The sequence below is a fragment of the Cohnella sp. WQ 127256 genome, assembly GCF_024519285.1.
In the GTDB taxonomy this organism is placed as follows: domain Bacteria; phylum Bacillota; class Bacilli; order Paenibacillales; family Paenibacillaceae; genus Cohnella.
In genome coordinates, this window is sequence record NZ_JAMZCY010000001.1 from 26,456 (window position 1) to 49,244 (window position 22,789).

Genomic DNA, 22,789 nt, shown 5'->3' on the forward strand with positions numbered 1-22,789 from the left:
CTGAGAGAAGGTGAGCCAACAGGCCAAATCGCGAGCTTTAGTTCGGTGCCACCGAACTGTAGGAGCAGAATGGTTACTTTTGCGGGCTGAAGTTCGGTGCCACTGAACCGAGCAGACAAGCGATTTTAAGTCATTAAAGTGTTATGTAAGTCACCTCAGTATGTAGATGGTAAATAGCACGCCAACTATAATTTATGAGGGTGACTATAGGAAGAAGGAAGTCTAAAGTCTATTTGCGCTACATTATTATAAGCCTACGAACATTAGGGAGGAGTAATATACCTTATGAAATCGAGCTATAACAACTTTAAGCTTGCACTCTACTGCCCTGCACCGGATCTATTTTCAATCTCGAACACAAAGCTGGAGCAGGATCTGAATTTCATGGAAAAGCATCTTAATCTATCCAAAGTGTATATCGAGAATCATCGGGGTGACATCAGTTTATCCAAGGAACGCCTTATAGAGTTGAAAGGCTTCTTCGAGGGACGAGGCATTCAAGTGTCTGGTGGAATAACGCCAACGCTTCCTGCTTCATACCGTCCAGGGTATTCTCGTCTTTTTGGATCTATTTGCTACACGGATCCTGAATCACGTCGTAAGTTTCAACAGCAAGTAGAGACGGCTGCTTCTGTATTCGATGAAATCATATTTGATGATTTCTTCTTCACGAATTGTGCATGTGATTATTGTTTGGAGCTTAAGGGCGAGCGTACATGGGAGCAATTCCGATTAGAGCTAATGACCGAAGTTGCAGAGACTCTGATTCGTATACCTGCAAAAGCAATCAATCCTTCGGTAAAGCTGGTCATTAAATATCCAAACTGGATCGAGTCGTACCAAGCGACAGGTTACAACACCGAGACTCAGCCCGCGATTTTTGATGGGATATATATAGGCACGGAAACCCGTAATCCTGCGAATAGTCAGCAACGGATTCCTCGTTATGCATCGTACTCACTGCTTCGTTGGATGGAGCAATTGAAGCCGGGCGGCAATGGAGGCGGTTGGTTTGATAGCTTGGATTGTACGTTCATCGATTACTATTTGGAGCAGGCGAACTTGACTGTGTTTGGCAAAGCCAAGGAGCTTACGTTGTTCTGCTACGGTCTGCTTAAGGACTCTGTATATGTACCAGCACTAGGCTTCCAACTTAATAAATTGGATGCTGTTGCCGCGGAGCTTGGGAATCCGAAAGGGCTTAAAGTGTATGACCCCCACCATGCGAGAGGAGAGGATCACCTCGTTAACTATTTAGGAATGCTAGGAATTCCTATGGAGCCCTCGCCACATTTTCCAAAGCCGGGTGAAGAAGCTATGGTGCTAGTTACAGCGGCTTCAGCTTTAGATGGGGAGGTATTTGGTAAAATAAAAAGGTTCGTTCAGCTTGGAGGACATGTTGTTATGACTTCGGGCTTTGTCGAAGCGATGCAAGGGAGAGGCATCGAACATCTGACCACACTTCGACCTAATGGCAAGAAGATAAGAATTGGTCGTTTCGGCGTGGCGACGGATTCCTGCACCTTCAGGAATTTTACGGAGGGTGAACCCCTAAGCTATCCGGTGTTCGACTACTCTACGAATGGGACTTGGCAGCGTATTGTCGGATTTAATGGCGACAATAACATCCCAATCGTGATGTACGATCACTATGGGAAAGGTACGCTTTATACTCTCGTGCTCCCTGATAATTTTGCGGATTTAACGAAGTTGCCTGTCGCGATATTGGATGAGATTCGTTGCCTTCTGACCAACCCGCTATGGTGTCGGCTTGAAGGTAAGGCATCAGCAAGCCTGTTCCTCTACGACAATCATACGATAATTGTTCAATCCTTCCGTACCGATCCCGAGACATGGACAATTAACGCGCCTGCGGGTAGCACGTTGATTCCGTTAGCTGGAGCAAGTCCTGTGCAGTCTCATCGTAAGCATGAGGAGGCAGGAAGGGTGATGGTTGAAATTCGCTTAAACCCAGGAGCTTATGCAACCTATCAGATCGTTAATTAATTTAGAAAGCAATAGATAGAAGAGAAATCACTCCTAGAGTGGTTTTTCTTTTTGTCGTTTTTTGCCCCCTCACTATATAATTAAGTCTTTGTCAGATGAGGAATTATAAGGCATAATTAAAATCATTATAGCGCTTACACTTCTGGATATCGATTGGAGGGCCTCTGATGTACAAGGTTATCATCGTAGACGACGAGGCGGTTGTCCGGGTCGGATTGAAAAATACGATCAATTGGAACGAGCATGGCTTTGATTTAATTGGTGATTATGCCAATGGCCGGGAAGCTTGGGAAGCTGTTGAACTGCATAGACCGGAGCTGGTTATATCGGATATTAGCATGCCCTTCATGGATGGTTTAGAGCTGGCGGGGTTAATTTCAGCGCAGTATCCTTATATTAAAATGATTATATTAACAGGATTCGATGAGTTCGAATACGCGCAACAAGCGATTCGGCTGAAAGTGTCTGACTTTATTCTGAAGCCGATCACCGCGAAAGAAATTAGGACACTGTTAGATCGAGTCAAGACGGAGATGGATGAAGAAACGAAACGCCGAGAGGATCTTGGAAGACTCAATAACCAGCTTAGTCAAAGCCTCCCTCTGCTTAAGGAACGCTTCCTCGAACGGCTTGTTGCTGTAGGACTGGGTAAAGCTGAAATCGCAGAACGGTTCGCTTATTTCGGACTTAAGTTGGCAGCCCCTCTGTATTTGGTTATGGTCGTAGATGTTGATGATTTCGGGGATCGAGAGCTCCATTCTTATGAGCACGATGTCGAGTTTTTGCTATTTGCTGCTTTTGATATTTTCAAGGAAACACTAGATAGAGAGAATGTTCTGCTATTCCGCACGAGAGAAGAGCGGATGGTTGCGATTATTTCCGGACAAGAGAACGAGAGCTTGTTATATGAGCAGGTGTTCTCGTTAGCAGAGCAAGTCCGCTATCATATTGAGAAATACTTAAAGTTTACAGTGACGATCGGGATCGGGAGATCCTCTGTCTCTATCGAGCAGCTGCCGCTTTCTTACAAGAGTGCCCTCTCCGTTCTGGATTATCGTTTTTTACTCGGTAAAAATCGGGTGCTTAGTATTCTTGATATGGAGGGTAAACCCACCATATCCTTGCCGCCCAATTTGGATTGGGATCGCAAGCTAGTGTCTGCAGTAAAGACAGGCTCCTTACAGGATGCATTTGACCTGATCGAGAATGGAGTGGTTGAACTCAAATCTTCGCTAGCCCCGATTGAGGGGTGTTTTCTGCAAATGCAGAAGGTTGTTCTGTCCTTAATGAATCCGATACAGGAGCTCGTCCATGATCTAGAGGTTTCCTTAGATTGGCAGATGAGGTTATTGGACGTGTACAAATTTAAGACGTTGGACGAAATCCAGATTTGGCTAAAAGATTTGGTGCGATCCGTCATCTCCGCCATTGCAGACAACCGAAGTCACTTAACGAATATGCAAATTCATCGTGCAGTGGAGTATATCGATACTCACTATGCAAACGAAAAAATGTCGTTACAGGACTTATGCCGCCATGTTCTGATGAGTTCAAGCTATTTCAGTCTCGTATTCAAGCAGCACACTGGGGAGACGTTTATTGAATATTTGACTGGAGTACGTATTACGAAGGCGAAAGAGCTATTACATAACACAACGCTGAAATTTTATGAGATCGCCGAGCAGGTTGGGTACAAGGATCCGAATTATTTTAGTATTTTATTCAAAAAGCAGACGGGGACAACGCCCAAAGATTATCGAGAAAAGCAGGTAAAGGAGAGCGGAGCCTAAGATGCCCAAAGATCGTGGTTTCCGCATTCCTTTGTTCCCTCTTAAGAGCATTCAGTCGAATATTTCCCTTGCCTTCTCTTTGTTGATTCTTGCGGCAATTGTATTAACGAGTCTCGTAAGCTATCAGGTTTCCGTCGATGCAGTTGAGAGGAATTCCAAAGGCTATATCGAGGAAGTTATTAAGCAGGTCAATATGAATATCCAATCCTATGTCGACAACATGGAAAATATCTCGTTGCTTGCTTTAACGAATAAAGATGTGAAGTACTATATTTCGGACAACAGCTTTATTAGCTCAGAGGATCGTCGTACGTATGAGAAACGTATTTCGGACCTCTTTCAGTCGATCTTATATACCCGTAAGGACATCGCTTCGATTATGGTATTCGGTTATAACGGACGTTTTGTATCCGATCGGCGAATTACGAGCTTGAATCCTAACGCTAAGCTACAGGAGCAAACCTGGTACAAGATGGCTAAGAGTGAGGGTGGTAAATCCGTTATCTCCGCACCTCACGTGCAAAATATTATTGAAAATGAATACCGTTGGGTTGTGTCCTTAAGCCGGGAGCTTAAGAGCACGGACGGGATTACGGCAGAAGGTGTCTTTCTTGTCGACTTGAACTTAAGTGTCATTAACGACATTTGCAGTAACATCAATTTGGGTAAAAAGGGCTACCTGTTTATCGTAGATAATAACGGGAATATCGTCTATCACCCGCAGCAGCAGCTCATAGATAGCCAGCTTCGGACAGATCGGATCTCGGATGTCATCGAGGCGACGAGCGGAAGCTCTTTCGTTGCTAATGATGGGGATGGTAAACGGATTTATTCTGTCCAGGATACGAATTTCGGTTGGAAAATCGCTGGAGTTGCTTATACGGACGATCTAATTGCAAGCAAGGATGATTTGCGGAACTCCATTGTTCTCTATTCGCTTTGCGGCTTGGCGATTTCGCTGCTTATCTCGATATGGCTATCGCATCGCTTATCGAAGCCGATTAAGGACTTGCAATCGGATATGAAGCAAGTCGAGAAAGGTAACTTCAATATTCAGACGGAGATCGGACAGATGAACGAAATCGGACAATTGGGCCGGTCGTTTAACGTTATGGTTAGCCGAACCAAGTTTCTCATGGAGGAAACGATCAATAATCAAGAAAGTAAGCGCAAAAGCGAGCTACTACTTCTCCAATCGCAGATTAATCCTCATTTCTTATACAATACGCTTGATTCGATCGTTTGGATGGCGGAGCAACGTCAGCACGAAGAGGTCGTTCTCATGACTTCCGCTCTAGCCAAGCTGTTCCGTGCAAGCATCACGAAGGATCAGGAGCTTGTACCTATTCGAGTAGAGATCGATCATATTACCAATTACTTACTTATTCAGAAGATGCGCTATAATGACGAACTTGATTACGTTATTGACATCGATGAGTCTATCCTCGAGTACAAAACACTTAAAATATTGCTACAGCCTTTCGTTGAGAATGCGATTTATCATGGTATTCGCAATATGTACGGTATTGAAGATGGGTTAATTACGATCCGTGGTAGAGAAGTCAATGATCAAATCGTGTTTGAGGTTGTGGATAACGGACTTGGAATGACACCGGAGCAGCTAGGGAAAATCCTTCTCAGTAAGGAGGAGAGTAATCGCAATCAAGGCATTGGAATCCGCAACGTTAACGAGCGGATCAAGCTCTATTTCGGGCATGAATACGGTATCCAAATCCGCAGTGAGATAGAAGAAGGTACCTGCGTTACGATTACGATACCTAAACTCGAATAAAGGGAGCATGATCATGCGGAAGCAGCGATTTACCTTATGGTTGATCATAGCGATCTTTGTTGTTGCGATCTATTCCATTTTTTATTTTAAGTTGTTTTTCGTTGCAACCAAACAAGAGCAAAGCGTGACGGTCATTCTCAAATCGATGAACGTCCGGATGGATTTCTGGCAAGCGGTAAGCAGGGGAGCAGAGGCAGCAGCGAAAGAAATGGGGCTGGAATTAGATGTACAGGGTCCTCTGCAGGAAAACGATGCTGATGATCAGCTTCGTATCTTGGAAGAGGCGATTGAACGGGAGCCAGAAGCGATTGTCATAGCCCCTATCGTTGATGAACGGATGCCTAAAGCGCTCGCCAAAGTTCGTTCCTCAGGTATTCGGTTAGTTGTAATCAATACGTTGATTGATATGACTCCAACTCCTGTTATTGTTTCGAACGATCACTTAGAGGCAGGTAGGCTTGCAGGTGAAGCCGCGTTGATCGCAACACAGGGCATTCCTAGCGTCGCAATCTTAAGCGATTATGAGAATTCGAAGATGTCTGATGAAAGGCTAACTGGCTTACAGGATACTCTAAAGAACTATAAAGACAGCGTTCAGGGTGTTTATTATGTGAATGATTCTGAAGAGAAGGCATATAGGATTGCTGAGAAATTGCTTGCCAGCGATAAAGCGTTTAATACATTTATCACCTTGAATGAGTCGGCGACACTGGGTGTTGCCAAAGTGCTGCAGGAGCAGAAGAAAGCGGGCCAAATTAACTTAATTGGATTCGACAGCACCGTGGATGAGATTCAACTCCTAGAATCAGGAACACTGAAAGCTGCTGTCATTCAGAAGCCGTTTAACATGGGGTATCTCGGAGTCAAAACAGCGTTGAAGCTAATTGATGGCAAAAAAACGGATCCAATTACTTATATCGAATCTAACGTGATTACGAAAGAAAATATGTATACTGCAGAAAATCAGAAGCTTCTGTTTCCATTTATCAATAAATAATTCGTGTTGGAAGGAAGCGATAAGCGTATGCGAGATTTAACCCGTCAAGTGCGGCGTGCTGTTGTCGTTATCATCGTATTGCTTATGCCCTTTGTCCTCATCTCCTGCATGCAATCAAACTCTAAGCCTTCCGCCGCACCGAAGGAGGAACGAGCTTTAATTCGGTTTGTAGCATCCGAGTATAGTACGGAAACAAAGCCGATTTTGGAGAAGCTGGTCAAGGAGTTTGAGTTGAAAAACCCGTTGATTGATATTGAGCTTCAGGTCGCAAACTGGGATATTCTCGATGGGATTTATACAACAATGATTAGCAAAAACCAACCACCGGATCTGCTGAATACGAACGTTTACGCTCATTTTGCTCAGGACGGTCTACTTAATAATTTTAGTGATATTATTTCTCCAGAATTAGCGAATAAGCTGTATCCCAATTTGCAAGAAATGGATCAGATGAATGGAATACAATATGCGATTCCCTACGTGGCCACAATACGGCAATTGTATTACAACATTGAGTTGTTCCAGAAAGCGAATATTACCACACCTCCGAAAACCTGGTCAGAGCTGAGGGAAGCGGCACGCAAAATTAAAGATACTGGAGAGGCATCTGGATTTGGAGTTGATCTAACGGATAACGAGACGCATGCGAATCTGTCTTATGTTTTCTATGGCTCAGGGGGATCTTGGATCAAGGATGGAAAGTGGGCAATAAATTCTCCGGCTAATGTCGAGGGCTTGACCTTTCTTAAAGAGTTGTTCGACCAGGGGTTAACGGATCCCGAGCCTACCGTTACAACGCGCGACGAGAAGCAACGGATATTAGGCAACGGAGAGCTTGGGATGATGATCTCAGGTAACTATTTCAGCACGGTTGTCCCAAAGGAATTTCCTAATCTGAACTGGGGTATTGGTCCGATTCCTGTAAAGGACGGAACTCCTCCGATCACTTTTGGTGTGCACGATGTGCTCGTCTCCTTCAAGACAGATCATACGAACAAGGAGGCATTATCTAAGTTTCTAGATTATTTGTATGATGATGCAGCTTATCAAGAGATGATCAAGCGCGAAGGGTTCCTTCCAGTCACGACGACGGTAGGCACTAGGCTGTCTGACCAAGACGGGATTATGAAAAGTAATTTGGATGCGCTGAGCAAAGCGAAGTTTTATCCTGTTCAAGAGCCTTCATGGCAGGCCGTGCTGGATTATGCCCGTAAGATGGGGGATGCCGTTCTTTACGAGCATACGACTCCTCAGGAAGCCTTAGACCAGCTTCAGCATTTCGCCGAATCGAAGAGTGGACGTTGAGATTTGACGAAATGGAAGATAATAAAGAATATGTGGAAGATATTCGATAGAGACTTAAGCCCTCCCAATCTATGATGAAATTAAGCGCTAGAGTTCATACGTGAGCTCATAAAGACAAGCGTTAAAAACATCATTAGTGGGAGGGTTTGCTTTAATGATTATGAAGAAAAAGTTTGCAGCGCTCGGTATCGCCACGATTCTGGCAGCCGTATCGCTAACAGGATGCGGTTCGAACAAGAATGAAGAAGCTTCCAAATCACCTTCAGCTTCGCCTTCAGCATCTACACCGGCGGCAACTGAATCGGCAAGTGCACCTGCTTCCGAATCACCTGACAACACAGTAAAACTATCAGGCGACTTTGAAATTCAATACTTCGTTGGTGGTTACGGCGACAAATGGTGGAAAAAGGTTATTGCTGATTTCCAAGCAGCTAACCCTGATCTGAATGTTAAAGAATCTGGCGGACCAAAAATCAACGATCAAATGAAACCCCGTTGGATCGGTGGCAATCCACCTGATTTCGTATACATCGATGGAGCTGGTCTGAACGATCGTCAAATGGTTGAAGATGGCCAACTTGAAGATTTAACAGAATGGTTGAAGGATGCTAAGAATGTTGATGGCGAACTGATCACGGACATTTTGGCGCAACCTGCACAACAATTCGATGGCAAAGTGTACAACATCCCACTCGTGTTGAATTCATGGGGTATTTTCTGGAACAAAGGTCTCTTCGCAGAGAAGGGTTGGGCTGAACCAACTGACTTCCAATCGTTCCTTGATGTAAGCGACAAGATCAAAGCAGCGGGTACTACTCCTTTCATCCACACAGGTAAATATCCTTACTATATCAATGGATCGATTCTGTATCCTGCAATCGTATCGGCAAATAACAATGACTTCACTGTTCTTCAAGATATGGCTGCTAACAAAGAAGAAGCTTTCAGAAGCCCTGCTGTATTGGCAGCGTTGAACAAAATCGTAGCTCTTCGAGATAAAGGCTTTATTGACAAAGCATCAATTCAAATCAACCATACCGATTCGCAAATGTTGTTCTTGCAAAACAAAGACGCATTTATCCCGAACGGACTTTGGATGCCTAACGAAATGAGCAAAGACGTTCCAGAAGGATTTAACTTCGGTTTCATTCCATCTGTAACTCAAGATGCTGGCGGTAAAGTTGTAGCGAATACTTCCACTGCAACTGTTGCAATTGCCAAGAACGGTAAGAACAAAGAAGCTGCAAAAGCATTCCTGCAATTCGTCTTCTCTAAAGCACAAGCTTCCCAATGGGCTGAGCTTAGTGGCGCGCCTTCGAACATCAAGGGCGACATCAGCAGCTCCAACGCTCCAAGCTTCGTTAAAGACGCTGCTAAATTCTTAACAGATCCGAACACAGTCGTTATCCCAACTATCACTTACAATGCTGACGTTGATAAAGCGATGATGGATGCTACTGATGCTCTGACTATTAGCAAGATTACCCCTGAAGAGTGGGTAGAACGTGTCGTAGCTGTTGCTAAAAAAGTAGCGAAATAATCTCGACTAACAAAATTAAAGCGGAGGGTGCTCGGGGCTAACGCCTCGATCATCCTCTGTGAATTTACTTGGAGGGACGGTAGGGAAGCATGAACTCAGGGACGGCAAAGTGGCAGCGGAACATATTTATCGCATCATTCATCATCCCTACGCTTATATTCTTTTGTATATTTACGATTTATCCGGTTGCCCAAGGTTTATATTATTCTTTCTTCGATTGGTCAGGAATGTCGGATACGAAAACTTTTATAGGCTTTGATAATTTCAAAGAGATGTATCATGATCCCATTGTTTGGAGAGCGATCGGTAACGATTATTTTCTCGTTGCGGGCAAAGTCGTTGGTATTATGGTTCTTGCAACCTTTTTCGCGGTAGCACTCACGCGCTTCGGCTTTAAGATGGCTGGGTTTTTTCGTTCGATCTTCTTCATTCCGAATGTTATTTCCGTCGTCGTTATCGGCGTGCTGTGGAATTTCATATATAACCCACAAATCGGTTTCTTAAATGCTTTCCTATCTTTATTCACGAAAGAACAAGTCACGATCACATGGCTTGGATTTACCGATCATACGATTTGGATGTTACTCCCACCAGCAATCTGGGCAGGTATCGGATTTTATATGATCCTCCTTATTGCGGCGATTCAGAGTATTCCAGCGTCCTATTACGAAGCGGCTAGCATTGAAGGCGCTAATCAATGGACACAATTCCATAGGATCACCATTCCACTCGTATGGGAGCAGATTAAAGTATCTGTCTTGAACATCATGATGACTACGCTTAACGGATCCTTCGTTATCGTCTGGATTATGACCGAGGGTGGACCGGATAATAGTACGCAGGTCATGGGCTCGTATTTGTATCAGATGGCATTCCGGCAATACCATTTCGGTTACGGAGCTTCGATTGGCTTTGTCATCTTGATCCTGTCGCTAATTACGACGATCGTACTTCAACGGTTAATGCGTCATGAAACCGTCGAGATGAGCTAAGGGGGACTACGAGATGAATTTAGAGATTAAGAATCCAGTCGCCAAGCTATTCTTCTATGTGATTCTAATTTTGTGGGGCATTTCTGTATTGTATCCATTACTATGGACCTTACTAGATGCATTGAAGGACAACGAGCAGTTTTTCCGTAACGCACCTTGGGCATTACCTGATTTTCCACTCATCTGGGAAAACTTTTCTTACGTCTGGAACAAGTATCATTTCGATACTTATTTTATGAACTCACTCATCATTACAGCGGGTTCCACTGGATTAGGGCTGATCCTGTCAGCTATGACGGCCTATGTATTGGCAAGATATAAGTTCAGAGGAAGCGGTGCTTTGTTTCTTCTTTATATCTCTTCTATGATGATCCCATTTGTTTTAGCGTTAATTCCACTGTTCTTCTTGCTAAACTCGATGGATTTGATTAATACGAAGATTGGCCTGATTTTCGTATACGCCTCGAGTGTGCTAGCCTTTGGAATATTCGTACTTGTTGGATTTTTCAAGTCTTTACCGAAGGAACTAGAGGAAGCAGCGATTGTGGATGGTGCCTCTTATTATGGAACGTTTTTCCGCGTGATGTTGCCATTGTCTCAACCAGGGTTAATCACGATAGCAATCGTAAATATTTTGAACATTTGGAACGAATACATCGTAGGAACGATATTAATTAATGACCCAAGTCAGTACACACTTCCTGTTGAAATCGGCGTTATGCAAGCGGAGATGCAATACAGAACGGAGTGGGGGCCATTGTTCGCGGCACTTATGATTACGATTGTTCCTGTTCTGATTATTTATATTTTCTTCCAACGTCAAATTGCGAGTGGGATTACGGCAGGTGCGGTCAAATAAGAATTGGATGATGAGATAGCCTAGACATCTGGGGAAGGTGCATTACGTGTCTAAAGAATTGCGCAAGCTGCTGATTATGAATGCAATCAGCTCAATTATAACGATCTACATCGCCATTTTTGTTAATTTATACATTTGGGAGTACAACCATTCAATTGCTGAAGTGTCGTTGTACAACATTTCGATGTTTATTTGCTGGGGAATCTCCTTCGTTGCCGCAGCTAAGCTACTGTCCCGTTTCTCTATACGTTTGCCATTAGCGGTTTCCGCGCTTTGCGGAGCCGCTGCTTTTACGTATTTAGTATACGTTCAATTCGAAATTCGATATTTGTGGATCATTCTGCTCGGTATTCCTGTTGGTGCAATGTTCGGCTTCTCTGCAGCATCTCAGAGCTTGAGCTTAGCCTTGAAGGGCAAGGGGAGAGAATTCGCACCCTATTTTGCTGCGACTGTTATTATTACTCAGGTATTATCTATGGCCGTCCCATTAGCATCTGCGAAGGTGATTGAGGGTTTCGGCTATGCAGGTTCATTTGGTCTTATGCTCGTATTTGTCACATTAATGCTTGTATTCTCGATTTATATGCCACGGATTACTTTGGCTGAATCTCAGATTCAAAAGCGAGACACTCCACAGGATTCGATTAGAAAATATAGCTTTCGCATGGCCTTTAGCATGCCAGGCTCCAAGTGGATTTTGTTTTCATTGCTGGCGACGGGGATATTTATGCAGTTTCAAAATCTATTTACTTTACTTTTTACATTTTCAGTTACCCAAGATAAGCTGCAAATCGCTCTATTAAATATGCTATATACTTGCTGTTCTCTTCTCGGACTATGGCTTTATAAAAAAGTAAAGCTCATAGAGATGCGTTGGCTATGGATGGGAACCATCTTGATTGCGATCGGATTTCTGATCGTGCTTATCCGTCAGCCTTGGGCCTTGATCACGTCTAACATCATGACCTCGTTTGGAATGTTCTACTTTCTGACGGTGTGGAGTGCGCAGCAGTTTCGCTTTATTCAGCATTCAGGTCCGGCGCAGCAAACGTCTTTTCTCATCTGGAGAGAGTGTATTCTGATCTTTACTCGGTGTCTGCTGCTGGGGCTCACCTTACCCTTGAAAGATATGGGGGGGATGGGGTTTGCGCTCATTATCGGAATAACCGTTATATGCTTACTCTCGATTCCAGCATTCCAGCAGAGAGCGATACGAGAATCAACTTTCGCGGACAAGAAAAGGGTGGAGCAGCCCGTAATGCGACCTCGGAGTCCCTAGAAAACTGTTACTGCTGGGGTTTCTTAGCTTGTCTAGATCGTGACAAAACCGATAATCATAAGGAGTAAGACGAGTAGCAGAGGTAACCCGTTCAGAATAATACCTAGAACCGCAAATACCTTCTTGTAGCCTGGCTTTGTAAGGGCAACGATACCTAAGATGAGACCTATGAGTACGAGGCCGAGGAGCAGGGGGAACAGGATCAGATAACCGATGTAAGGCTGAATTTTGTTTACGAACTCTTCTTCGGCCATTAATCGCTTCCCGTTTTCATCGACGATGGCCGACCAATCAAAAAATTGATTTACTAAAGCTGTAATCACGAAGGTCAGAATAAGGAAAGAAATGATGCTGACCATGGATATTACAAAGGACGCGATGCCAAAACGACTGTGCCTTAACGGCTGCTCAGTTGAATTGTGAATCGGGAAAAAGGCCTTCTTGTTTACAAATTGTTCATGATTTTCATGCTGCTCGTTCATGACTTTACACCCCAATAGCGGTATGATAGTTAAAGTTTCGATATTCATGACTCAAGGAGGATTAGCTACGTGAATAAGTATGTCAAAATTGGAGCACTAATTGCAATGTTATCTGTTGTATTAGGCGCATTTGGCGCTCATATGCTAGAAGACCGTTTAACCGCTGATGCTATAGATGTATATGAGACAGGTGTTCAGTACCATATGTTTCATGCTGTCGGGATATTGCTAATTGCCATACTCATCGAGCGGTTGCCCTCTAAGAAGTTGGCGATCTGGGCAGCAAGGTTGATGATCATTGGTATTGTGCTGTTTTCTGGAAGTCTATATGCGTTGGCATTGAGCGGAGTTAAGGTTCTTGGAGCAATTACACCGATCGGTGGAGTCGCTTTTATCGCAGGTTGGATTTGCATGGCTTTAGCCGCTCGTCAATCGAAGTAGGAATCCAACTTGCTCAACTATATTAGCTACTGAACGACGATTTCCTCTCCATTCCTCCATAATCCATCTAAATTTGCGCAAAAAGATGGAAAAAAGCTATACAACATCGAAGATTGTTCTATAATGGAAGAAGTTAACAACTTAGAACTAATTTCCATAGCGGAGGAAGGACGTAGCCTAGTGATCGGATGGTCCGTTAATGGACTTTGGCTTACAGCATTTACTGTAGGCACAGTTTTGGCCGCGAGTGCCGCTTCATCGGGCTGGGTGTTAGCCCGTAAGAGTAACAGGATTCTTACCTCTGGTCCGTCCTATCAATTGGAGTTGTTAGATTCTTTATATAATAACAGTCCGATTGCTTTTGCAGTTATTGATCGGCAGGGTCGGTTTATTGATATTAACCGAGATCCATCCGATATCGTTGGTTATAGTAAGGAAGAGATGAACGGTAGCCCCTTTGCAATGATGGTGGATGCGGATTCCCAGGACATAACGAGGCAGATTTTTCAGCGGACGCTTAAAGGGGAAAAATGCTCTCAGGAAATTAAAATCTTGCATAAACAAGGTCATACGATCGATTTAAACATACACACCTCTCAATTAGTAAGAAGAAACAAGACGATAGGTATTCTTGTATTCATAGAAGATATTAGTGATCGCAAACGTTCGGTGGAACGAATCCGTTATATGGCCTATTACGATGATATGACTGGTTTACCTAACCGTCGTTTTTTTATGAATAGGCTAGAAAAGAAATTACAGTATTCCATCGAGAACAGAACGCGACTTGCTGTATGTTATTTGGACGTAGATAGATTTAAGTTGGTTAATGCTTCATTTGGTAGAGATTTCGGTGATATGCTACTCCTCCAGATTGCTGAGAGAATGAGCAGAATATTATCTGAGCCTGGTGATCTAGCCCGTATGGAAGGCGATGAATTCGCTGCGTGCTTCGATCATCTAAGGGATGATGAGGATGTATCAAGTCGCTTGGATGAAATCATGTCCGTATTAGAGGAACCGTTTGAAATGAACGGTGTACCTGTATATATTACAGTTAGTATTGGCGTTTCCCTTTGCGATAATGGTTCTGAGAATGCAGAAACATTACTGAAAAGAGCGGATACAGCTCTTCATCGTGCAAAGGAAAATGGTAAAAACGATTATTTGCTCCATTCAGGAGATATGGATCCTGTTGCATTGCACAAGCTGACAATTCAACATGAAATGCGTAGAGCTTTGATGAACAAGGAGTTTATTCTCTATTATCAGCCTCAATATGATCTGGCTTCGGGTCAGATCGTCGGATTAGAGGCATTAATTCGCTGGGTGCATCCGGACCGCGGACTTATTTCTCCTGGAGATTTCATTCCTGCGGCTGAAGAGAGTGGAATCATTGTCGCTCTTGGTGACTGGGTCATTGAGGAAGCTTGTCGACAAAATAAGGCTTGGCAGGACGCTGGAATGCCTCGTATCCCCGTATCCGTGAACTTATCTATCAGACAATTTACCCAAAGAAACTTAACGGATAAAGTAGCAGAGGTATTACAACAAACGGGGCTTCAAGCACGTTATTTGGAGCTTGAGATCACAGAGAGCATGACAATGGATATTGAGCGTGCTTCCCAATGCTTGAAGGAATTAACGGATCTTGGCGTTAATATTAGCATCGATGATTTCGGAACCGGCTATAGCTCGTTTCATTATTTGAAAAATTTACCGATTGCACGGCTTAAAATTGACCGTTCCTTTGTTAGAGATCTTGAGCAAGACCCTAATGATGCAGCCATTGTTGCTGCAATCATTGCTATGGCCCACAACCTACAGCTACAAGTCATTGCTGAGGGGGTTGAAACGAAGGACCAGGTACATTTCCTACGTTCCCATCGGTGCGATGAAATGCAAGGGTATTTTGGCAGCCCGCCGCTACCAAGTGTTGGGATACTAGAGCTGTTGCAGGATAAGCTTAATCGTTCAGCTCTACCAGACTTTTATGATCATAATTTGGGATTCAGTATATAAGTAGAGTTGTATGGTACTCACAAATATGCGGTGGGGCATTCTCTTGGAGAATTGCTCTTTTTTTTTATTTTGAAATTCAAATTTTTGGAAGAATGCTCTATCGATAGAGCCGCATTCTAGCGCGGTTTTGCTGCTGAAATAGCCCCTTGGTAGAGAATTAAGAAATATAACAAGCACTATGAATAGTTCAACTTTCTCATTGACTTACACAATATATTGATATAAATTGAAACGAGTCGCTATACATATTGTGTCTAAGGCATTGAGAGGAGAATGGATAGGATGTTGATTGCATATGATTCCAAGACAGGAAATGTACGGAGGTTTATAGATAAGCTCAAGCTACCTTCTATACAAATCGAGGAGTCGCTAGATATCGATCAGTCTTTCATTCTAGTTACATATACGACGGGCTTTGGACAAGTCCCGGATAAAGTAACGTCTTTCTTGAGACGCAATCATAGCAAAATGCGCGGTGTATCCGCGAGTGGTAATCGGAATTGGGGAGATGGCTTTGCCCTTAGCGCAGACCACATCGCAGCCATGTATGGGGTGCCGATTATTAGCAAATTTGAATTGTCGGGCACAAAACGGGATGTAGAACAATTTGTACAGGAGGTGCATGCAGTTGCGTCATATTGAGTTAAATAACTTATTAATGCAAAAAGATCCAGAAGGTTTCTTTCAACTAGACAAAGACCGTGAAGCTGTAGAAGAATTTATGGCTGACGTTAAGCGCAATAGCATTCAATTCTCATCAACGAATGACAAAGTCCGTTATATGGTGGACAACAATTTCTATGAGGATGTTTACAAACAATTTACTGAGCGTGAGGTTGAAGACATATACGATCTTACTCACAGCTACGGGTTCCAATTTAAGTCTTACATGGCAGCATCGAAATTTTACACAGACTATGCCGTTAAGACTAACGATAAATCACTGTATTTAGAACAATATGCAGATCGGGTAGCTATTGTGGCACTTCATCTGTCTAGAGGAAATCATGGGGTTGCCCTAGCATTGGCCTCCGCCATGATGGAGCAACGTGTACAGCCTGCGACTCCGACTTTCCTTAATGCAGGGAAAAGCAGACGTGGTGAAATGGTATCCTGTTTCCTATTAGAAATGGATGATTCTCTTAATTCGATCAATTACGGAATTGGGACATGCATGCAGCTGTCGAAAATAGGCGGAGGCGTAGCCGTGAACCTGTCGAAGATTCGCGGACGGGGTGAGTCGATCAAAGGGGTGGAAGGCGCTGCTAAAGGCATTATGCCGGTCCTTAAGCTCATGGAGGATGCTTTCTCCTATGCGGATCAGATGGGGCAGCGTAAGGGCTCTGGAGCGGGTTATTACAACATCTTTGGTTGGGACGTTATGGAGTTCCTTGATAGCAAGAAGATCAACGCAGACGAGAAGACCCGTCTGAAAACATTGTCAATCGGGTTGATCGTGCCTGATAAATTTTATCAACTAGCGGAAAAAGATCAGCCTCTTCATGTATTCGCACCTTATACGGTATTCCAGGCTTATGGTGTACACCTGGATGATCTAGATATCGATAGCATGTACGATGAGCTCATGGCAGATGATCGCGTGAAGAAGAAAGTTATCATGAGCGCACGGGATATGCTTAGTAAGATCGCAACAACGCAATTGGAATCGGGCTACCCTTACATCATGAACAAGTCTAACGCTAACCGCGCACACGCGCTTAAAGATATCGGCAATATTAAGATGTCGAACTTATGTACGGAAATATTCCAGCTCCAAGAAACATCAGAAATTGGTGACTACTTCGAGCCAGATACTATCCGTAGAGATATTAGCTGTAACCTTGCTTCGCTCAACATCGCTAATGTCATGGATTTGCGTAAAATCAAAGAATCGGTACATGAAGGTATAATCGCGTTAACGGCAGTTAGTAATATGACAACAGTAGCTAACGCTCCAGGAGTGGCTAAAGCGAATGCAGAGCTGCATTCCGTTGGACTTGGCGCCATGAACCTACACGGCTACTTAGCTAAGAACAAGATCGCCTATGAAAGCGCAGAAGCACGCGACTTCGTCCGTACGTTCTTCATGATGATGAACTTTTATTCTTTGGAGAAAAGCATGGAGATTGCTCGCGATACTGAGACTTCGTTCCAAGGCTTTGAACGTTCAGAATATGCAAAAGGGACTTACTTTGAGCGTTATCTAGAGACGGACTATCGTCCTGCGACGGATAAAGTCAAGCAGTTGTTCGAAGGGATAGCTATCCCTTCACCTGAGGATTGGCTGAAGCTGAAAGCGGATGTCGCGAATAATGGACTGTATCATGCTTATCGGTTAGCGATTGCGCCAACACAGAGCATTTCCTATATTCAGAATGCAACTTCAAGCGTTATGCCAATCGTAGAGCCGATTGAAACACGTACTTATGCCAATTCGACAACTTATTATCCGATGCCATTCCTTAGCCGAGATAATTTCTTTTTCTATAAATCTGCTTACCAGATGGATCAATTCAAAGTTATTGATCTTATTGCCGAAATTCAGCCTCATGTGGATCAAGGGATCTCTGCCGTTCTCCACGTGAACAGTGATGCAACGACAAGACAGCTTTCCCGTTACTATGTTTACGCAGCTAAGAAGGGCCTTAAATCGCTCTATTACACGCGTACGAACCGGTTATCCGTAGAAGAATGCATTACTTGCTCCGTATAAGAGAGTTCGAACCTGTAACATAAGCAATTAGGAGGTCAAAATATTAATGTGTGCGCATAAAGCCGTCAACTGGAACCGTCCCGACGATGATTTTACGATTACGTTCTGGAATCAGAACATCATGCAATTCTGGACGGACGAGGAAATTCCATTGTCCGACGATAAGATGTCCTGGATGATGTTAAGTGAGCAGGAACGTGAGCTCTATATGAAGGTTCTGGGGGGCTTGACGCTTCTAGATACCGTACAGGGCGGAGTTGGCATGCCGAGGATTCTGGAGCATGTAGAGGGGCTTCAGCGTAAGGCTGTGCTTGGGTTCATGGGGATGATGGAGCAGATCCATGCTAAGTCCTATAGCAGCATATTCACGACACTAGCAACGACCGAAGAAATCGATCAAGTATTCCGCTGGGTGGAGAACAATTCGTTCCTCCAAACGAAAGCGGACACGATCGTCCAATATTATAACAACATCGAAACTCCTAAGGGATTATTCCTGGCAATGGCGGCATCTGTACTACTAGAAAGCTATTTGTTCTATAGCGGATTTTTCTATCCGTTGTACTTGGCGGGTCAAGGTAAGATGACGAGCAGCGGCGAAGTCATTGATCTCATTCTGCGCGATGAGAGCATCCATGGGTTATACGTTGGCGTTCTCGCCCAAGAAGTATATGCCAAGCTAGATGAGGACGAGCAGAACGAAGCCTACGAGGTTCTACACGGACTGCTGATGTATCTCCATCAGAACGAGGAAAAATATACGGACGAGCTATATACGTCAGTTGGATTAGCGGAGGAAGTAAAGACATTCATTCGCTACAATGCTAACAAAGCGTTCATGAACATGGGATTTGATCCTGTATTTCCTGAAGAAGACGTGAATCCAATTGTTTTCAACGGGATTAGCACACGAACGAAGCAGCATGACTTTTTCTCGAAAAAAGGGAACGGGTACGTTCGGACCATCCATGTTGAAGCGATGACGGATGATGACTTCAAATTTGATTTCTAATCCAGTTACCAAATCAGTAGTAAATAGCCTCCAACACCACTGAGAAAGTGGGGTTGGAGGCTATTTGTATACATGGAATCCTGACAATATTGCGGGCTGTGAAGGGGGAGAGCACAAAAAACTGGGGTTATCTCGAAAGTCTGAATGGACCCTCGGAGATAACCCCGGTTTAATAAGTGCGATTAGTCTATAAAATCGTCTATTTCGTTTAATCCAACGGAATAGACTTGTTTTTCGTCTACATGATATACAGTTAGCAGTTGGGTATCTGCGTCAAAATTAATGACGCGGCAAGGGATACTCATAGTCACCCCAAGACCTTTATTAATATTTAGTCTAAGAAGTTTGTTGCTCTCTATATATTGACGAATACGAAGTTCGAATGGATCAGGCTGAGTAGGTGCTTTAACAGCGATTTTCTTGGGCGGAGCGGGTGTCGGAACGACCACGTCCTTAGTGCTAGGCTTTTTGTCTGATTCAATTCGGTAATCAGAGAAGTTAGAATCAGCTAAAGCATGCAGCAATTGTTCTAATGCCGCACCTCTGCTGGTAGCAGAAATATTAAATTCCACATTAAATATATAGGAGCCATCGGGTGTTTTGTTCGTTATGTTCATACAAAATGCCTCCATCATAGTGCGTAGTTCATTGAAACCATGCCTTTATCCCTAATATATCATGTTTTTATCGCCCGAAATAGCATAATGGGTCTAAATGCCCTGAAAATTGAATCGAATGGCGCATATTCTATATCGCAAGAACCTATGCCGAATGACAGGCAGGGAGGTGATAGGCATGGTTAGAGTTGTTCCGCTTCAAATCGATGATTGTACAGCAATCGGTGTTGAGGTGTTGTTGCCCAAAACAACGCTATTAGCGATTACAGCTGGGAATGGTTATATTATGTGTGGTGCTTTAGATGTACAATTGCTTAACGAGAAACTGAAGCATCGCGAAATCATCGCGGGTCGCGCCGTAGGCGTGCGGACTTTAGAGGAGTTACTCAATGCCCCACTCGAATCGGTAACGGATGCCGCAAGAGATATAGGGATTACAGTTGGGATGAGTGGTCAGGAAGCAATTCGCATATTGGCGAAGGCTGCTTCCTAACAAAAATCTTCATTCCATAAAGATTATTTGAGAAATAGCTGCTGCAAATGCTCGGAATAAGGCGCTGTCAGGATGCCTTTCTCCGTAATGATCGCTGTAACAAGCTCATTTGGAGTAATGTCGAAAGCTGGATTGTAGACTGCAACGCCTTGGGGAGCGGTGCGCTTACCGAAGCTAAGAGCTACTTCATCAGAATGACGTTCTTCGATCGGAATGTCGGCGCCAGTAGGCGTCGACAAATCAATAGTGGAAAGCGGACAAGCTACATAGAATGGGATATTATGGGCCTTAGCTAGAACAGCTACGCTATAAGTACCAATCTTGTTGGCGACATCTCCATTAGCGGCAACGCGATCGGTTCCGACAATAACGGCTTGAATCCAGCCTTTAGACATCACATGACCGGCCATGTTATCACATATTAATGTGACATCTACACCTGCTTGATGAAGCTCATATGCGGTCAAACGCGCGCCTTGTAGCACAGGGCGTGTTTCGTCTGCAAATACCTTCAGATGAATGCCTTGCTCAAGAGCTAAGTAGAAGGGGGCAAGGGCGGTACCATATTTCGCGGTTGCTAGTCCACCAGCATTGCAGTGTGTAAGAACGCCCATGCCATCCTTGAACAAAGTAAGGGCGTGTTCTCCAATGAGGCGGTTCGTAGCCTCATCTTCAGCTTGGATTAGCTGTGCTTCAGCAAGTAGAGCCTGCTTCGCATTTGTTGTGGTCGTTCCTGACTGTGCCAAGTGTCCGGCATGTGTCTTCATTCGATCAAGCGCCCAGAACAAATTAACGGCAGTCGGCCTAGATGTAGATAAATACTCAGCATGCCGGTTAACTTCAGTTACCAGGTCCTCTACGGTGCCTGTGAAGTTTGCAACACCAAGGTAAACTCCATAAGCGGCGGCGATACCGATCGCAGGTGCTCCTCTTACCTTGAGCTCACGAATGGCTTCCCAAACATCTTGTGGCGTTGTGAGATTTAAGTAGATCGTTTCTTCAGGAAGCAGTCTCTGATCCAATAAGGATAAAGCGTCCTGTTCCCAACGTAATGAATGTAATACCTCTGATTTACGACTCTGTTGCTCCTGGCTCATCATGTTAACCCCTCTCGATTCATAGCCCTAAAAACGATATTCATCATCTTTAAGAAGCGGAACCGGCAATATCGATTAGTTCCTCAATAGATGCAATTGTACGGTTGTTTTTGATCAAGCTTTTACCGATTTCAAGTGCTAATCTTTGCGCTTTCCCACGTACGGCTTGATCGGGAATGCGATCGATATCTGCAACATGTGCCAGCCCTACAATGCGACGAACCATTTTAGCCCCTGCGAAACCGACTGAGTCCTGAAGTAGCCTCTGCATATAGTTGTCTTGATAACCGTCTGCCTTCGCTACACGATCCACGCCATGTTCATTCCATAAAGCGCGGAATTTCTGCTCGAAGGCTGTCCAGATATCGCGGACGGTTTGAATAAGATAATGCCTGCGCTCCTGACGAGCGGTCTCATCGGTAGACCAATGTTCTTGGGAGGCATAATGGAGTAAGAGATTAGCAAGAACCGCACCGATGTCAAATCCCATAGGACCGAAATATGCGAATTCAGGATCGATCACCTTGGTCGATTCCGGGGTTATGAATATACTGCCGGTGTGAAGATCCCCATGAAGTAATGCTTGTGCATGAGTCAGAAACTTTTCTCGAAGAAGTGCGACCTCTAGATGTAACGCGGAGTCTGCCCATATTTCGTCAACTTCCCCCTGTAGATGAGGGTCAAAGCTGTTCGTATCTGCATCCGTGTAAGGATGATCGAAGATCAGATCCTCTGTTATTTTGCAAAGCTCAGGGTTGGCGAAGGAACGGACAAGCAGCTTCTTCTCCTGTTGATTCATCCCTAGATCTGAAGTGAAGAATAACGTTTGAGCAAGGAAATCGGAAATATCTTCGGCAAATTTTGGATAAACTCCTCCATCCATTAGGCCTTGGCGCATAATAACGTGGCTGCTTAAGTCTTCCATAATCGTAAGAGCAAGCACTTCGTCTGTATGGTAAACCTGCGGAACAAGTCCTGGGGCTAACCGCTCTTCAATTCTTAACGCTTCACTTTCAATACGGGCTCGATCCAATGTGAGCGGCCAGGATTCTCCAACGACCTTGGCGTAAGGCAAAGCTTGCTTAACGATTAAGCTTTGACCGGATGATGGCTGACTGACATGAAAGACAAGATTAAGATTTCCATCGCCGATCTCTCTGCAGATTAGTTCGCCCTGTGAATCGAAAATACTAGTATTTGTTCGAGCGATTAGGATCGCTTCTTCTTCATTTAAAGGATGATATTGACTCAAAAAATTCGCCTCCACAGGGTTAACCGATAGGTTCAGTTGAATAATAGGTAGAATGCTATAGATGTTAGTATAAAGCACTTTACCTGTGGTTTAAAGTAG

Annotated in this window: 19 protein-coding genes; 15 read left to right on the forward strand and 4 right to left on the reverse strand. The window is 44.0% G+C overall.

Going from position 1 to position 22,789, the window contains the following annotated elements; translation table 11 throughout:
• Nucleotides 1-285 precede the first annotated feature (285 nt).
• The 9 genes from M1K58_RS00100 (at nt 286) to M1K58_RS00140 (ending at nt 12,561) form a co-directional block, all read left to right on the forward strand.
• Nucleotides 286-2,007 carry a permease gene (locus M1K58_RS00100; RefSeq protein ID WP_256756639.1) on the forward strand — a complete coding sequence of 574 codons (1,722 nt, stop codon included), beginning with the start codon at nt 286-288 and terminating at the stop codon, nt 2,005-2,007.
• A 167-nt stretch (nt 2,008-2,174) separates the two neighbouring features.
• A complete protein-coding gene (locus M1K58_RS00105; protein ID WP_256756640.1) occupies nt 2,175-3,797 on the forward strand; it encodes a response regulator in 1,623 nt (540 codons plus the stop codon).
• A gap of 1 nt (nt 3,798) precedes the next feature.
• Complete coding sequence (locus M1K58_RS00110; RefSeq protein ID WP_256756641.1) at nt 3,799-5,589, forward strand: cache domain-containing sensor histidine kinase; 1,791 nt, start codon at nt 3,799-3,801, stop codon at nt 5,587-5,589.
• 13 nt (nt 5,590-5,602) lie between these two features.
• Nucleotides 5,603-6,586 carry a substrate-binding domain-containing protein gene (locus M1K58_RS00115; protein WP_256756642.1) on the forward strand — a complete coding sequence of 328 codons (984 nt, stop codon included), beginning with the start codon at nt 5,603-5,605 and terminating at the stop codon, nt 6,584-6,586.
• A 27-nt stretch (nt 6,587-6,613) separates the two neighbouring features.
• Entirely contained in the window at nt 6,614-7,891 is a 1,278-nt protein-coding gene (locus M1K58_RS00120; protein WP_256756643.1) for an extracellular solute-binding protein, read from the forward strand.
• Nucleotides 7,892-8,045: 154 nt separating this feature from the next.
• Nucleotides 8,046-9,431 (forward strand): ABC transporter substrate-binding protein, encoded by a 1,386-nt coding sequence (locus M1K58_RS00125; protein ID WP_256756644.1) that lies wholly within the window; start codon nt 8,046-8,048, stop codon nt 9,429-9,431.
• A gap of 89 nt (nt 9,432-9,520) precedes the next feature.
• Nucleotides 9,521-10,423 (forward strand): carbohydrate ABC transporter permease, encoded by a 903-nt coding sequence (locus M1K58_RS00130; RefSeq protein WP_256756645.1) that lies wholly within the window; start codon nt 9,521-9,523, stop codon nt 10,421-10,423.
• 13 nt (nt 10,424-10,436) lie between these two features.
• Nucleotides 10,437-11,282 (forward strand): carbohydrate ABC transporter permease, encoded by an 846-nt coding sequence (locus M1K58_RS00135; RefSeq protein WP_256756646.1) that lies wholly within the window; start codon nt 10,437-10,439, stop codon nt 11,280-11,282.
• Nucleotides 11,283-11,328: 46 nt separating this feature from the next.
• The gene (locus M1K58_RS00140; RefSeq protein WP_256756647.1) at nt 11,329-12,561 is read left to right on the forward strand and encodes an MFS transporter; all 1,233 of its coding nucleotides are present in this window, start codon (nt 11,329-11,331) and stop codon (nt 12,559-12,561) included.
• A gap of 32 nt (nt 12,562-12,593) precedes the next feature.
• Here M1K58_RS00140 and M1K58_RS00145 read toward each other — a convergent pair whose 3' ends face one another.
• Nucleotides 12,594-13,043: a hypothetical protein gene (locus tag M1K58_RS00145; protein WP_256756648.1), complete on the reverse strand. Its 450-nt coding sequence runs from the start codon at nt 13,041-13,043 to the stop codon at nt 12,594-12,596.
• A gap of 105 nt (nt 13,044-13,148) precedes the next feature.
• On the opposite strand from M1K58_RS00145, the gene M1K58_RS00150 reads away from it, so the two are divergent.
• The 5 genes from M1K58_RS00150 to nrdF all read left to right on the forward strand — a co-directional run bounded on the left by M1K58_RS00150 (nt 13,149) and on the right by nrdF (nt 19,231).
• Complete coding sequence (locus M1K58_RS00150; RefSeq protein ID WP_256758174.1) at nt 13,149-13,484, forward strand: DUF423 domain-containing protein; 336 nt, start codon at nt 13,149-13,151, stop codon at nt 13,482-13,484.
• Between the two features lie 123 nt (nt 13,485-13,607).
• A complete protein-coding gene (locus M1K58_RS00155) occupies nt 13,608-15,506 on the forward strand; it encodes a putative bifunctional diguanylate cyclase/phosphodiesterase (protein WP_256756649.1) in 1,899 nt (632 codons plus the stop codon).
• Nucleotides 15,507-15,788: 282 nt separating this feature from the next.
• Nucleotides 15,789-16,148, forward strand: coding sequence for a class Ib ribonucleoside-diphosphate reductase assembly flavoprotein NrdI (gene nrdI / locus M1K58_RS00160; protein ID WP_256756650.1), 360 nt, complete (start codon nt 15,789-15,791; stop codon nt 16,146-16,148).
• Nucleotides 16,135-18,219 carry a class 1b ribonucleoside-diphosphate reductase subunit alpha gene (nrdE, locus tag M1K58_RS00165; RefSeq protein WP_256756651.1) on the forward strand — a complete coding sequence of 695 codons (2,085 nt, stop codon included), beginning with the start codon at nt 16,135-16,137 and terminating at the stop codon, nt 18,217-18,219. Before nrdI ends, nrdE begins: the two co-directional genes overlap by 14 nt.
• 46 nt (nt 18,220-18,265) lie before the next feature.
• A complete protein-coding gene (gene nrdF / locus M1K58_RS00170) occupies nt 18,266-19,231 on the forward strand; it encodes a class 1b ribonucleoside-diphosphate reductase subunit beta (RefSeq protein WP_256756652.1) in 966 nt (321 codons plus the stop codon).
• Nucleotides 19,232-19,413: 182 nt separating this feature from the next.
• Here nrdF and M1K58_RS00175 read toward each other — a convergent pair whose 3' ends face one another.
• Nucleotides 19,414-19,848, reverse strand: coding sequence for a hypothetical protein (locus M1K58_RS00175; protein WP_256756653.1), 435 nt, complete (start codon nt 19,846-19,848; stop codon nt 19,414-19,416).
• Nucleotides 19,849-20,026: 178 nt separating this feature from the next.
• Between M1K58_RS00175 and M1K58_RS00180 the strand changes: the two genes are divergently transcribed.
• Complete coding sequence (locus M1K58_RS00180; RefSeq protein WP_256756654.1) at nt 20,027-20,341, forward strand: YunC family protein; 315 nt, start codon at nt 20,027-20,029, stop codon at nt 20,339-20,341.
• A 23-nt stretch (nt 20,342-20,364) separates the two neighbouring features.
• On the opposite strand, the gene mtnA is transcribed toward M1K58_RS00180, so the two are convergent.
• Together mtnA and mtnK are read right to left on the reverse strand one after the other, a co-directional pair.
• Nucleotides 20,365-21,438 carry an S-methyl-5-thioribose-1-phosphate isomerase gene (gene mtnA, locus M1K58_RS00185; protein WP_372339122.1) on the reverse strand — a complete coding sequence of 358 codons (1,074 nt, stop codon included), beginning with the start codon at nt 21,436-21,438 and terminating at the stop codon, nt 20,365-20,367.
• A gap of 49 nt (nt 21,439-21,487) precedes the next feature.
• On the reverse strand, nt 21,488-22,690 hold the full coding sequence (mtnK, locus tag M1K58_RS00190; protein WP_256756656.1) for an S-methyl-5-thioribose kinase: 1,203 nt from the start codon (nt 22,688-22,690) through the stop codon (nt 21,488-21,490).
• Nucleotides 22,691-22,789: the final 99 nt, after the last annotated feature.

Coding starts and splice junctions, on each gene's coding strand:
- M1K58_RS00100 (WP_256756639.1), top strand. CDS start 286: ATGAAATCGAGCTATAACAACTTTAAGCTTGCACTCTACTGCCCTGCA.
- M1K58_RS00105 (WP_256756640.1), top strand. CDS start 2,175: ATGTACAAGGTTATCATCGTAGACGACGAGGCGGTTGTCCGGGTCGGA.
- M1K58_RS00110 (WP_256756641.1), top strand. CDS start 3,799: ATGCCCAAAGATCGTGGTTTCCGCATTCCTTTGTTCCCTCTTAAGAGC.
- M1K58_RS00115 (WP_256756642.1), top strand. CDS start 5,603: ATGCGGAAGCAGCGATTTACCTTATGGTTGATCATAGCGATCTTTGTT.
- M1K58_RS00120 (WP_256756643.1), top strand. CDS start 6,614: ATGCGAGATTTAACCCGTCAAGTGCGGCGTGCTGTTGTCGTTATCATC.
- M1K58_RS00125 (WP_256756644.1), top strand. CDS start 8,046: ATGATTATGAAGAAAAAGTTTGCAGCGCTCGGTATCGCCACGATTCTG.
- M1K58_RS00130 (WP_256756645.1), top strand. CDS start 9,521: ATGAACTCAGGGACGGCAAAGTGGCAGCGGAACATATTTATCGCATCA.
- M1K58_RS00135 (WP_256756646.1), top strand. CDS start 10,437: ATGAATTTAGAGATTAAGAATCCAGTCGCCAAGCTATTCTTCTATGTG.
- M1K58_RS00145 (WP_256756648.1), bottom strand. CDS start 13,043: ATGAACGAGCAGCATGAAAATCATGAACAATTTGTAAACAAGAAGGCC.
- M1K58_RS00150 (WP_256758174.1), top strand. CDS start 13,149: ATGTTATCTGTTGTATTAGGCGCATTTGGCGCTCATATGCTAGAAGAC.
- M1K58_RS00155 (WP_256756649.1), top strand. CDS start 13,608: ATGGAAGAAGTTAACAACTTAGAACTAATTTCCATAGCGGAGGAAGGA.
- nrdI (WP_256756650.1), top strand. CDS start 15,789: ATGTTGATTGCATATGATTCCAAGACAGGAAATGTACGGAGGTTTATA.
- nrdF (WP_256756652.1), top strand. CDS start 18,266: ATGTGTGCGCATAAAGCCGTCAACTGGAACCGTCCCGACGATGATTTT.
- M1K58_RS00175 (WP_256756653.1), bottom strand. CDS start 19,848: ATGAACATAACGAACAAAACACCCGATGGCTCCTATATATTTAATGTG.
- M1K58_RS00180 (WP_256756654.1), top strand. CDS start 20,027: ATGGTTAGAGTTGTTCCGCTTCAAATCGATGATTGTACAGCAATCGGT.
- mtnA (WP_372339122.1), bottom strand. CDS start 21,438: ATGAGCCAGGAGCAACAGAGTCGTAAATCAGAGGTATTACATTCATTA.